The sequence below is a fragment of the Bradyrhizobium sediminis genome, from assembly GCF_018736105.1.
In the GTDB taxonomy this organism is placed as follows: domain Bacteria; phylum Pseudomonadota; class Alphaproteobacteria; order Rhizobiales; family Xanthobacteraceae; genus Bradyrhizobium.
Genome location: NZ_CP076135.1, coordinates 4,115,510 through 4,128,584, shown reverse-complemented (window position 1 = coordinate 4,128,584; position 13,075 = coordinate 4,115,510). Strand labels below are relative to the sequence as shown.

At 64.8% G+C, this 13,075-nt stretch carries 9 protein-coding genes; 7 read left to right on the top strand and 2 right to left on the bottom strand.

All coding sequences use genetic code 11. From position 1 onward, the window contains the following. Positions 1 to 95 precede the first annotated feature (95 nt). The gene (locus tag KMZ68_RS19825) at positions 96 to 896 is read right to left on the bottom strand and encodes an SDR family NAD(P)-dependent oxidoreductase (RefSeq protein ID WP_215612860.1); all 801 of its coding nucleotides are present in this window, start codon (positions 894 to 896) and stop codon (positions 96 to 98) included. 1 nt (position 897) lies between these two features. Then, on the bottom strand, positions 898 to 1,737 hold the full coding sequence (locus tag KMZ68_RS19820) for a carboxymuconolactone decarboxylase family protein (RefSeq protein WP_249779421.1): 840 nt from the start codon (positions 1,735 to 1,737) through the stop codon (positions 898 to 900). A 19-nt stretch (positions 1,738 to 1,756) separates the two neighbouring features. On the opposite strand from KMZ68_RS19820, the gene KMZ68_RS19815 reads away from it, so the two are divergent. Genes KMZ68_RS19815 through KMZ68_RS19785 form a run of 7 tightly spaced genes read left to right on the top strand, consistent with a single transcriptional unit; the run spans position 1,757 to position 13,040 of the window. Continuing rightward, positions 1,757 to 4,192: a CaiB/BaiF CoA transferase family protein gene (locus tag KMZ68_RS19815; RefSeq protein ID WP_215612859.1), complete on the top strand. Its 2,436-nt coding sequence runs from the start codon at positions 1,757 to 1,759 to the stop codon at positions 4,190 to 4,192. Next, the gene (locus KMZ68_RS19810; RefSeq protein ID WP_215612858.1) at positions 4,192 to 5,268 is read left to right on the top strand and encodes an ABC transporter ATP-binding protein; all 1,077 of its coding nucleotides are present in this window, start codon (positions 4,192 to 4,194) and stop codon (positions 5,266 to 5,268) included. The genes KMZ68_RS19815 and KMZ68_RS19810 overlap by 1 nt, the downstream gene beginning before the upstream one ends. After that, positions 5,268 to 6,269 carry an ABC transporter ATP-binding protein gene (locus KMZ68_RS19805; RefSeq protein WP_371741480.1) on the top strand — a complete coding sequence of 334 codons (1,002 nt, stop codon included), beginning with the start codon at positions 5,268 to 5,270 and terminating at the stop codon, positions 6,267 to 6,269. The genes KMZ68_RS19810 and KMZ68_RS19805 overlap by 1 nt, the downstream gene beginning before the upstream one ends. Before the next feature lie 30 nt (positions 6,270 to 6,299). Then, entirely contained in the window at positions 6,300 to 7,859 is a 1,560-nt protein-coding gene (locus KMZ68_RS19800; RefSeq protein ID WP_215612856.1) for an ABC transporter substrate-binding protein, read from the top strand. Between the two features lie 3 nt (positions 7,860 to 7,862). Beyond that, positions 7,863 to 8,819: an ABC transporter permease gene (locus tag KMZ68_RS19795; RefSeq protein ID WP_215612855.1), complete on the top strand. Its 957-nt coding sequence runs from the start codon at positions 7,863 to 7,865 to the stop codon at positions 8,817 to 8,819. Further along, the gene (locus KMZ68_RS19790; RefSeq protein WP_215612854.1) at positions 8,816 to 9,700 is read left to right on the top strand and encodes an ABC transporter permease; all 885 of its coding nucleotides are present in this window, start codon (positions 8,816 to 8,818) and stop codon (positions 9,698 to 9,700) included. The genes KMZ68_RS19795 and KMZ68_RS19790 overlap by 4 nt, the downstream gene beginning before the upstream one ends. Before the next feature lie 19 nt (positions 9,701 to 9,719). Beyond that, entirely contained in the window at positions 9,720 to 13,040 is a 3,321-nt protein-coding gene (locus tag KMZ68_RS19785) for a carboxyl transferase domain-containing protein (protein ID WP_215612853.1), read from the top strand. The last annotated feature ends 35 nt before the right edge of the window (positions 13,041 to 13,075 follow it).

The window sequence follows — 13,075 nt, the reverse complement described above, 5'->3', positions numbered from 1 at the left end:
GAAGCGAAGCCTATGCCCGGTTGATGTCGGGAGAAGGTAACCAGCGCTTCGGGCGTCGTGCAACGGCCATTGCGCCAACGGGGCTATGCACAAACCTAACCCCGCCGCACGCTCGCGCCACCGTCCACCGGCAGCGTCACGCCGGTGATGAAGCCGGCCTCATCCGAGGCCAGGAACAGGGCCGCGTTGGCGACGTCCCAGCCGGTGCCCATCTTGCTGCGCAACGGTACTTTTGCATCGCGCTCGGCCTCGACCTCGGCGCGGCTTTTCTTGAATTCGCGGGCGCGGGTATCGACCGCCATCGGCGTGTTCATCAAGCCGGGCAGGATGACGTTGGCGCGGATGCCATACTGCGCATTCTGGTAGGCGAGCTGCTCGGTGAAGGAGATCATCGCCGATTTGGTCGCCTTGTACGCGACATAGGGATAGGTGGTGATGGCGGCCATCGAGGAAATATTGATGATCGCGCCGCTCATCTGCTGGCGCATGATCGGGATGACGTGCTTGGCCGCGAAGATGCAGCTCTTGAGGTTGATGGCCACGCAGCGGTCGAGCGCCTCCTCGGTGATATCGAGCAGCTCGGCATCGCCGCCGGCGATGCTGACTCCCACATTGTTGTGCAGGATATCGACACGGCCCCAGCGGGCCACCGCATCCGATACCATTGCCTTGAGCTCGGCAGTCCTGGTGACGTCGGCCTTGAAGGCTGCCGCCGTGCCTCCTTTGGCGCCGATCATGTCGACCGTCTCCTGCGCCGAATTGAGATGGTGATCCACGCACAGCACGCGAGCGCCTTCGCGCGCGAAGGTGAGGGCGGTGGCGCGGCCGTTGCCGATGCCTTCGCCGGGGCTCTGGCCGGCACCGACGACGATGGCGATGCGATCTTTCAGGCGCATGTCAGTTCACTCCCGGAATCGGGTACTGTTGCAGTACCTCTTTGTAGGTGGGTTCATTGTCGATCTTCATGGTGGCGAGCACGCGGACCACGGCGCAGTAGAAGGCGATGGTGAGCACCAGGTCGGTCATTTGCTCGTCGCTGAGCTCTTTCTTGATTTCGGCGAAGGTGGCTTCGGACATCGCGAGTTCGCGCACCATCTCGCGGGCGCCTTTCAGGATCGCCCTGGCGAGCGGTTCGAGGGTTGAGGATTGACCCTCGGTCTCGGCCATCAGGCCGGCGATATCCTGATCGGAAACGCCGAACTCCTTGCCGATCTTCACGTGATGGGTGAACTCGTATTCCGATTTCTCCATCCAGCCGACTTGAAGGATCGCGAGTTCGCGCAACCGCGGGTCGAGTTTGCTGTTGAAGCGGATATAGCTGCCGACTCCGTTGAAGGCGCGCGCCATGTCGGGCGAATTGACCAGCAGTTTGTGCAGATTGGTGTTGCGCTTGAGCATGTCGCGATACTCGGGCGCGATCTGGTCGGCCTCGAGATAGGGCAGGCGAGCCATCTTGTTATTCCCGGTTGCATGGCCGACATCGGCCCGAGGGTGAGAAGAGGAATTTGCTCTGCTTCCTGTCGTTGCACAATCGGGATTCGAGAACGGGTTGGGCGACGCCTGCTCTTCGCACGCTGTGGAATGCCGGTTCGCCGGTTTCCAGCGCGCGCCTGCGCAGCAACGGTGCATGTCAGCCAATTCCGTAACACGGAACAAAATTCCGCTTGCATCGGAAACCAACCGAGGTTTCATGTTCGGCAACGAGCAGCCGAACTGGACGCCATGCGCGCTGGTCATTTGGCAACGAGGAAGCGTGATGGGGGCGTTGTCGCATCTGCGAATTGTCGAGATCGGAAGTGCGGCGGCGGCGAGCTACTGTGCACGCCTGTTTGCGGACTTCGGCGCGGCCGTTCACAAGATCGAACCGCCGCAGGGTGACCCGCTTCGCCGCACCGCGCCATTGACGCCGAAAGGGCAGAGCGCGTGGTTCGCATTCCTGAACTTCAACAAGTCGAGCGTCGCGCTCGATGCGGGCAGCGCGGCGCGCCTGACTGAGCTGATCGAAAACTGCGACATCCTGATCGACGGCCGCGCCGTGGACGCGGCGGACTGCCCGGTACTCGATCTCGCCGCGCTCAAGCAACGCCATCCCGGCCTCATTCATGTCGACGTCAGCTGGTTCGGTCCCGACGGTCCCTATGCGAAGTTCGAGGCAACCGACTCGACCATTCGCGCGCTGACGGGCCTGGTCAAGCTGGTCGGTCCGGTCGAGGGGCCGCCAGCGCACGCGCCCGATTTCCAGACCGGTATCTTCGCCGGCCTCTGGGGCTTCATCGCCGCGGCGTCATCCGTGCTCGGCCGCATGCAGGATGGACACGGCCGCACCAGCGCGCTCAGCATCTTCGAGTCGAGCATCGCCGTTACCGAATACATCATGTTCGAGTCGTTTACGCGCGGCGACATCATGCGCCGGATCGGCGTCAACCGTTTCTGGCCGACCTTTCCCGTCGGCATCTATGAAACCAAGCAAGGCTGGCTGGGCGTCACCACGGTGACCCCTGCGCAGTGGCGCGCCTTTTGCGAGATGCTCGAACTATACGACCTGCGCGACGACGCAACGCTGTTCATGGGCGTCGACCGGTTGCAGCGTATGGAAGAAATCGAAAGCAAATTCATTCCGAAGCTGAAACAGCGCACCGCGCAGGAGTGGTTTGCGGAAGGATTGAAGCGAAAGATCCCCATCGTCCCGGTGCCCGATATCGGCGACCTGATCGGCGACGCCGAAAAGAACTCGCGTGGAGCGATCGTCCCGATCGCCATCGGCGACGAGACCGGGTTTACTGCGGGCTCGATGCAGCGGCTGACGGGCACGCCGCCGCGGCGCGGCGGGGCGGTTCCGGCGATCGGCGAGGGGCAGCGAGCCACATCTCGTTCAAGCGACGTGGCCGTGCGCGCTCCGGCGATCGAACCGGGCGATCTAAAGCGCTTGCCGCTGGAGGGCGTGCGGGTGATCGATTTCTCGATGGGCTGGGCGGGCCCGATTTGCACGCGGACGCTGGCCGATCTCGGCGCCGACGTGATCAAGATCGAGGCAACTCAGTATCCCGACTGGTGGCGCGGCGTCGACCGGCGGCCGGCCTACGTGCTCGAACAGATGTACGAGAAGTCGGTGCGCTACTGCATCATGAACCGCAACAAGCGCGGCATCACGCTCGATCTGACCCGGCCGCAGGGCCTGCAGCTTGCCAAACGCTTGCTCGCCGACGCCGATCTCGTCGTCGACAATTACTCGGTCGAAGTGCTGCCGAAGCTCGGGTTGGGCTACGAAGTGCTCAGCGAGCTCAATCCAAGGATCGTCATGATGTCGATGTCGGCGTTCGGCGCGGGCAGCATCCACCGCGACTGCCGCGCCTATGGCTCGACGCTGGAGCAGGGCTCGGGGCTCCCGAGCGTCGTCGGCGACGCCAACGGGCCGCCGGTCATGAGCCACACCGCGTTCGGCGATGCCGTCGGCGGATTGAACGGCTGTGCGGCCGTACTCACGGCGCTGATCCACGCAAGGCTGACCGGCAAGGGCCAATTCATCGATCTCGCGCAGATCGAATGCATGATGCCGTTCGCCGCGCCCTGGATCGTCGCCCATTCGATCGACGGCAAGGCACCTGTGAAACATGGCAATCGTCACCCGGACTTTGTGCCGCATGGCTGTTTCCCCTGCGCCGGCAGCGACAACTGGATCGTGGTCGCCGTTTCCGGCGATGCGATGTGGCCAAAGCTGTGCAGGGTGCTGGGCCGCGCCGACTGGGCCGCGGACGAAACGCTGGGCAGCGCCGCCGGCCGGCGAAGCATCGAGGGCGAGATCGAGGCGGCCATCGCAAACTGGAGTTCGACGCGTACGCCCGACGATGCGATGGGCGCATTGCAGGCCGCCGGCGTCGCAGCGGGCGTGGCGCGGCTGCCGATCGAACTGCTGAAGGACCCGCATTTGCATGCGCGCGGATTCATTCAGGAGATCGATCGGGCCTTCATCGGCCGGCATCCGCAACCTTCGATGCCGTTCCGCGAGAACGGCGCGCCGTTCGAGATTCGCTCGGCTCCGCCGACGCTCGGCGAGCACAACCGAGAAATACTGGCCGGCATGCTCGGGCTGTCCGACGTCGAGATCGATCAGCTGGCGCGCGAGGGCATCATCGGTACCGAAATGCTGATGGAAGAGCAGCTCGTGAAAGAGAAGAAGCGGGCGGCAGGCTGATGGAAACGGGCCGCGCGGCAGAACGTATATCGGCAGCGGCTGCCACGGGCGGCCCGCTGATGTCGGTGCGCGGGCTCGGCATTCGCTTCAAGACCGCGCAGGGCGTGTGGCAGGCGACGCGCAAGATCGACTTCGACATGGCGCCGGGCGAGCGCGTCGGCATCGTCGGCGAAAGCGGTTGCGGCAAGACCATCACCGGCCTTTCGATCCTGCGGCTGCTGCCCAACAATCTCTCCGGCCTGGACGGCTCGATCCTGTTTGATGACGTCGATCTGGCCTCTTGCAGCGCAAGGACGATGCGCTCGATTCGGGGGCGCCGGATCGGGATGATCTTTCAGGAGCCGATGAGCGCGCTCGATCCGGTGTTCACCGTCGGGCACCAGATCGCCGAGACCCTGCGTGTTCACACCGATGTCGGCAAGGAGCAGGCGCGGGCGCAGACCATCGATATGCTTCGCCGGGTCGGCATCGCGTCGCCTGAACGGCGCATCGACGAATATCCGCACCAGCTCTCCGGCGGTATGCGCCAGCGCGTCATGATCGCGGCTGCGCTGATCTGCGGACCGCAATTGCTGATCGCCGACGAGCCGACCACCGCGCTCGACGTCACGGTGCAGGCGCAGATCCTGGAACTGCTGCGAAGCCTGAGCGAAACCTCGAATACCGCATTGATGCTCATTACCCACGATCTCGGCGTGGTCGCCGAAACCTGTACCCGCATGATCACCATGTATGCGGGCGAGGTGATCGAGGACGCGGCGGTCGACGCTGCGCTGGTTCGGCCGCTTCACCCCTATACCTCCGGCCTGTTGCGCTCGCTGCCGCACCTCAGTCCGCGCCTCGGAAAGCTGCCGTCGATTCCGGGGCGCGTTCCCTCGATTGCCGACATGCCCGAGGGGTGCCGATTCAAGGCGCGCTGCCCGCACGCCACCGCGGGCTGCGAGGCCGAGCAGGAACTGCTCGACGCCGGCGACGGCCGCAAGGTCCGTTGCTGGCGCTTCCGGGAGCTCGAACTGCCCGGCGCGTTGCAACACGCGGCCTCCGCGCCGATTGCGGCAAGGGTGGCGCGGCAATGATGTCCCCGGGCGCCGAAACCAAAGCGGATCCGATCGTCTCGGTGCGAGACCTCGAGGTGGGCTTTCAGACCATGGACCGCCGCGCGACGGTAAAGGCGGTCGATGGCGTCAGCTTCGACGTCCGCCGTGGCGAGACGTTCGGAATCATCGGCGAGTCCGGATCGGGCAAGACCACCATCGGCCGGGCGCTGGTGTTTCTCCTGAAGCCGACGGCGGGCGCCATTCTGCACAACGGCGCTGATCCGCAGGCGTTGCCGCGGAAGGCGTTCCAGAGCCATCGCCGTGACTACCAGATCATCTTTCAGGATCCGAATGCCGCGCTGAACCCGCGCATGACCATCATCTCGTCGGTGCTGGAACCGCTCGAACTGGCGCGTGCAGGGATCAGGGCCGAGCGCCTCGCGCGTGCACGGGAGGCGATGGATCGGGTCGGCTTGCCCGAGGAGATTGGCGAGCGGTATCCGCACCAGCTTTCCGGCGGACAAAAACAGCGCGTCATCATTGCGCGCGCACTCACGCTGCGGCCGAAGCTGATCGTCTGCGACGAGGTCGTGGCGGCGCTCGACATGTCGATCCGCGGCGACGTGCTCAATTTGTTCGCCGAGCTGCAGCGCGATCTCGGCCTGACCTATGTGTTCATCACCCATGACCTGTCGGTGGTTTCGCACATCAGCAACCGCATCGCGGTGATGTATCTCGGCCGCTTCGTCGAGCTCGGCCCGGCCGAGAGCGTTTCGGGGCGGCCGCTGCATCCCTATACCCATGCGCTGTTGTCGGCGGAACCGCTGCCGCTGCCCTCGTCGATGCGCAGCGACCGTCGCATTATCCTGCAGGGCGAGATCCCGAGCCCGATCGATCCGCCTTCGGGATGCCGTTTCCGCACCCGCTGCCAGTATGCGCAAGCGATCTGCGCCGGGCAGACGCCGGCCTGGCGCGAACTGGAGCCGGATCACTGGGTCGCCTGCCATTTCGCCGATCGCCCGAATTTTTCGCCGAGCTGACGATCATCACCTTCGATGGAGGACAATGCCATGACCAGAGTAAAGATGTGGACGACACGGCGCGAGGCGATGGCGTTGCTATCGGGCGCCGTGGCCGGCGTCGCGCTCGGCGGCAATGCCCACGCACAGGGCGCACCGAAACGCGGCGGCGTCCTGCGCATTTCGGCGCCGACCAACCCCTCGAGTCTCGATCCGGCCACCGGCGGCGCCGGCTCGGATCACGCATTCCTGTTCACCATGTACGACACACTGACCGAGTGGGACTTCGAGACCCTGAAGCCGAGGCCGGGTCTCGCCGAGAGCTGGAGCTTCACCGATCCGACCATCTTCGTGCTCAATATCCGCCCAGGCGTGACCTTTCACGACGGCACGCCGCTCGATGCGGAGGCCGTCAAGTTCAACCTCGAGCGCAACAAGAGCGATCCCAAATCCAACATCAAGGCGGATCTTGCGACCATGGCGTCGGTGGCCGTCACCGGTCCGATGCAGGTGACCTTGAAACTGAATGCGCCCGACGCCGCGTTGCCGGGCATCCTCAGCGATCGCGCGGGCATGATGGTGTCGCCGACGGCGCTCAAGGCCAGCGCGGCCGGCAACGTCGCGCGCACCCCGGTCGGCGCCGGCGCCTATACATTCGTCAGCTGGGCGGACGGCGAGCGGATCGTCGTCAAGCGCAATGAGAAATACTGGAAGGCGAACCGGCCCTATCCCGATGGCATCGAATTCGCGATCATTCCCGAGCTGACCACTGGCGTGCGCTCGGTCACCGCCGGGCAGAACGATCTGATCTATCAGCTGCCGCCACGGCAGAAGGTGGTCGTGGAACGCTCGAACAACCTCAAGGTCTTCAACGGCCCGACGCTCTACGTCTTCCAGATCTTCCTGAACTGGGCAAAGCCGCCGTTCGACGACATCAGGGTGCGCAAGGCGTTCAACTTGGCGATCGATCGCGAATCCTTCGTCAAGGCGGCGCTCGCGGGCCTTGCCGAGCCGGCCTACATGAACCTGCCGAAATCGCATTGGGCCTACGACAAATCGGTCGCCGCGCTCACGCCTTACGATCCCGGCCGGGCGCGCAAGCTGCTCGCCGAAGCCGGCTTCAAGGAGGGAACGACGATCGAACTCGTCGGCTATCCGGATCAGGATTCGGTTCAGCGCCAGGAAATCCTGATCGAGCAGTTCCGCAAGGTGGGCATCGGCGTGCGCTTCCTCAACGCGCCGATTGCCGAGGCCTCGGCGGCGTTTTTCGGCGCCGAGAAGCGGGGCTCCGGGCTGCTCGCCGCCTGGACCGGACGGCCGGATCCGAGCCTGACCTACTCGCTGATGTTCACCAAGGACGCCTATTACAACGGCGGCAGGGGGGCGGTGCCGGCGGAACTGGAAGCCGCGATCAAGGAGTCGCGCGCCTCCGAAGATATCCAGATCCGCAGCAAGGCATTCGCGACCGTGCAGCGGCTCGTGATGGAGAACGCCTTCGTCGCGCCGCTCGCCTTCCAGTTCGAACTGGTCGCGATGAACAAGAAGGTGCAAGGCTACAGGCCGAACCTGCTCGGCAAGCCGAAATACGACGACGTCTGGCTGGAGAGCTAGGGGATGGCGCGACGAAGTCCGGCAAAGGTGATCGGCAGCCGCCTGTTGCAGGCGCTGCCGGTGATCCTGCTCGCGACTTTCATGGTGTTTTCGCTGCTCAAGCTGGTGCCCGGCGACATCGCGGTGACGCTGGCGGGCGACAACGCTTCCGACGTCCGCATCGCCGAGATCAGGAAAATATACGGTCTCGACCGGCCGTTCATGGTGCAGTACGGCTCGTGGCTCGGAAACGCCGTCCAGGGCGACCTCTCGCAATCGCTGCTGACGGGAGAGAAGGTCGCGGTTTCGATCTCCCGGGCCTTTCCCAATACCCTTTTGATCGTAGCTATCGCGCTGGTGCTGGCGCTCCTGACCGGGATCCCGATGGGTATCGTGGCGGCGATCAAGCCCAACGGCTGGGTCGACAAGCTGGTCAGTATGGTCGCCTCGCTCGGCGTGGCGATCCCTGGATTCTGGCTCGCCATGATCCTGGTCGCCGAGATCTCGCTGAGGCTGAACTGGCTGCCGGCCACGGGAGCGAAATCCTTCGCGGTGTCGCCGTGGGAGGCGATCCGGCATGCGCTGCTGCCTGGAATTGCCATCGCAGCTTACGGCATGGCCGAGGTGGCGCGGCAGCTGCGCGGCTCGCTGCTGGAGGTGCTGTCGTCGCAATATGTACGGACGCTGCACGCCAAGGGGCTCTCGATGGCCAGAATTCTCTGGCAGCACGGCCTCAAGAACGTCAGCGTCAATCTGTTCACCATCATCAGCCTAATGGTCAATCGCATGCTGGCGGCGACCGTGGTCATCGAAGCGGTGTTCGCCATTCCCGGCCTGGGAAGTCTGATCGTTCGCGGCGCCATTCAGCGCGATTTCCCGATCGTGCAGGGTGTGGTGTTCACCATGGTGATCGTCGTCATCCTGGTCAACCTGATCGCCGATCTGCTGTGCGCGGCGGTCGACCCGAGGATCGAGCAATGAGCGACCTCGTGCTCCACAGCCGGCCTCGTCCGGCGGCAATGACGCGCCTGCGCCGCTTCGTCAGGTGGCTGGCCTCGGATCTGCGCGCGGCGCTGGCGATCGTCGTCCTGCTCGGACTCGTCGTCGTCGCGATCGGCGCGCCGTGGATCGCGCCCTATTCGCCGACCGCGCAGGACATCAACAATATGCTGGCGGCGCCCGGTCCAGGCCATCTGCTCGGCACCGACGATCTCGGCCGCGACATCTTCAGCCGGCTGATCTACGGCGCGCCGGCCACCGTGTATGCGAGCCTGCTCGCCGTCAGCGTCGCCGTCGCCATCGGGTTGCCGGTTGGATTGGCCGCCGGTTTCTTCGGCGGCTGGACCGATGATATCATCAGCCGAGTGATCGACACCTTTCTGTCGTTTCCCGCCATCGTGCTGGCGATCGCGGTGACCGGCGCGCTCGGCATCGGACTCACCAACGGCATGATCGCCGTCGGCATCGTGATGTTTCCGGCGCTGGCGCGGATCGTACGGGCGCGCACGCTGATCGTGCGCCAGGAACTCTATGTCGACGCGTCGCGCTGCTTCGGCGCGCCGGCCTGGCATATCCTGTGGAAGCACGTGTTGCCGAATTCGCTGCAGCCGGTCATCGTCCAGGTGACCCTGCTGTTGGCCGCGGCCCTGCTTGCGGAAGCCAGCCTCAGCTTTCTCGGTCTCGGCATCCAGCCACCGAACCCGAGCTGGGGCGCCATGCTGGCCCGCGCCTATCAATACATGGAGATCGCCCCGGAGCAGATGTATGCGCCCGGACTGGCCATTCTCGTCATTTCGCTGGCATTCAACGCGCTGGGGGAGTCCTTGCGCATCGTACTCGATCCCACCATGAAGGATCGCTGAGCTTCAACCGGAAACATCCATGCCCTTCCATAGACTACTGATCGCCAACCGCGGCGAAATCGCCATCCGTATCGCCCGTGCCGCAGGCGAAACCGGCCTTGCCACCGTCGCCATCTACCCATCGGACGACGCGCTGTCGCTGCACGTCCGGGCCGCCGACGAAGCCCACGAAATTCCGGGGCGGGGCGCGCGCGCCTATCTCGATATCGAAGCGGTGATCGCGACGGCGAAGGCTGCGAATTGCGACGCGTTGCACCCCGGCTATGGTTTTCTCAGCGAGAATTCGCTGCTGGCGCGCCGTTGCGCAGAGCAGGGGATCGTTTTCGTCGGGCCGTCCCCCGAAGCGCTCGATCTGTTCGGCGACAAGATCGAAGCCAAGCGGCTTGCCAAGCGCTGCGGCCTGCCCGTGATTGAAGGCGCCACCGGTCCGACCACGCTGGACGAGGCCAGGGCATTCTTCGCCTCGCTCGGCGCCGGTGGGGCGATCATGATCAAGGCGGTGGCCGGTGGCGGCGGCCGTGGCATGCGGTTCGTCGAGGACGCAGCGAAGCTGGAGGAAGCCTATGCGCGCTGCCAATCCGAGGCGAAGGCCGCCTTCGGAAATGCCAACGTCTATGTCGAACGCCTGATCCGCAAGGCGCGCCACATCGAGGTGCAGATCATCGGCGATCACTACGGGACGATCAGCCATTTGTGGGAACGCGAATGCACGGTCCAGCGGCGTAACCAGAAGCTGATCGAGGTCGCACCGAGCCCCTCGCTGAGCGATGGCTTGCGCACCCGCATCATCGATGCGGCAAAGGCGCTTGCAGCCGCGGCGCACTACGACAATCTCGGCACCTTCGAATTCCTGGTCGATGGCGAGACAACCGTCGGCGATCCGGCGTTCGCCTTCATCGAGGCCAATCCGCGGCTCCAGGTCGAGCATACCGTGACCGAAGAGGTGCTGGGTGTCGATCTCGTGAAGTCGCAGCTGGCGGTCGCCGCCGGCGCTACCCTGGCCTCGCTCGGCTTGGGGCAATCGGCCGTTCCGGCGCCACGCGGCTTTGCCATGCAGCTTCGCATCAACATGGAAGTGATGGACGAGAAGGGCGCGACGAAGCCGACCGGCGGTACGCTGGCGGTGTTCGATCCGCCTTCCGGCCCGGGCGTGCGCGTCGATACGTTTGGGTATGCCGGGTACAAGACCAGTGCAGCCTTCGACTCCTTGCTGGCCAAGGTGATCGTCCATTCGCCGGCCGCGAGCTGGCCCGATGTGGTGCAGAAGGCGGCGCGCGCCTTGCGCGAATTCCGCATCGGCGGTGTCGCCACCAACATTCCGTTCATCCAGGCGGTGCTGGCGCATCCGGATTTCGCCGCCAACCGCATTGCCACCGACTTCATCGATATCCATGTCGCCGCGCTGGTCAGCGCCACAAAGGAAATCGCACGGCCGCTGTTCTTCGCGGCCGGGAACGCTGCCGGGGAAGCGGCTCCATCTTCCAAAGCCAGTGAGACTGCCGCCGATCCGGCCGGGTCGGTGCCGGTGCCAGCGCCCCTGCAAGGCACCATCGTCGCCATCGAGGTCTCGGAGGGGGATCTGGTGCGTCCGGGGCAGCAGATCGCCATCCTCGAATCGATGAAGATGGAGCACCTGGTGGCAGCTCCGCACGGCGGCAAGGTTACGAAGATTGGCGCGGCAAGCGGCGCAACCCTGATGCACGGCGAGACGATTCTGTTTCTCGAGCCGGCCGAGATCGAGGGCGGCGAGGTGGAAGAGGAAGCCACCATCGATCTCGACCATATCCGCCCCGATCTTGCCGATCTCATCGCCCGCCACGCGATTACACTCGACGAGAACCGTCCCGCCGCGGTCGAGCGCCGGCGCAAGACCAATCAGCGCACCGCGCGGGAAAATATCGCGCAACTGGTCGATGAGGGCTCGTTCGTCGAATACGGATCGCTGGCGATTGCCGCCCAGCGCCGCCGGCGGAAGCTCGATGACCTCATCAGGAACACGCCGGCCGATGGCCTGATCGCGGGCGTCGCCACCGTGAACGCCGACAAGTTCGGTGCGCACGGTGCCCGCTGCATGGTGATCTCCTACGACTATACCGTGCTGGCCGGCACCCAGGGCCACATGAATCACAAGAAGATCGACCGCATGCTCGGCCTGGTCGAGCAATGGCGGATGCCGCTGGTATTCTATGGCGAAGGCGGCGGCGGCCGCCCCGGCGATACCGACCGGCTCGGCATGACCGGTCTCGACGGGCCGTCATTCGTGCAGTTTGCGAAGCTGTCCGGCCTGGTGCCGGTCGTGGGCGTGGTGTCCGGCTATTGTTTTGCCGGCAACGCCGCCATGCTCGGCTGCTGCGACGTCATCATAGCGACGAAGAATGCGTCGATCGGCATGGGCGGCCCGGCGATGATCGAAGGTGGCGGTCTCGGCGTCTACCATCCGGCCGAGGTCGGGCCGGTGTCGTTTCAGGCGCCGAACGGCGTCATCGACATTCTCGTCGAGGACGAGGAGGAGGCCACCAGCGCCGCGCAGAAATACCTGTCTTACTTTCAGGGTTCAGTTGCCTCCTGGAAGGCGCCGGATCAGCGCCTGCTGCGGCGAGCGATCCCCGAAAACCGGCTGCGGGTCTATGACATCCGCACGGTCATCGATCTCCTCGCGGATGAAGGATCGGTGCTTGAAATACGCCGGGATTTCGGCGTCGGCATGATCACCGCCTTCATCCGTATCGAAGGCAAGCCATTCGGACTGATCGCCAACAACCCAAAACACCTCGGCGGAGCGATCGATGCGCCGGCCGGGGACAAGGCCGCGCGTTTCATGCAGCTCTGCGACGCCTTCGACATCCCGATCGTGTCGCTATGCGATACGCCGGGCTTCATGGTGGGGCCCGAGGCCGAGAAGACGGCAATCGTGCGCCACGTCGCCCGCATGTTCGTGACCGGAGCGAGTCTTACGGTGCCGCTGTTCGCCGTCGTGCTGCGCAAGGGCTATGGCCTGGGCGCGCAATCCATGATCGGCGGCGGTTTCCACGCCTCCTTCTTCACGGTGGCGTGGCCGACCGGCGAGTTCGGCGGCATGGGCCTGGAAGGCTACGTCCAGCTCGGCTTCCGCAAGGAAATGGAAGCGATCGCCGATCCCGTCGAGCGGGAGAAATATTACCAGGCCAAGGTTGGCGAACTCTACGCCAACGGCAAGGCGACCTCGATCGCATCCGTCCTCGAGATCGACGAAGTCATCGACCCCGCCGAGACCCGCCGCTGGATCATGGCCGGCCTCAATTCCGTGCCGAAGCCCGAACCGCGCAGTCACCGCAAGCGGCCCTGTATCGACGCCTGGTAGGATCGCGAAAGCAGAGCCGATCCGTGCCCGGGGTT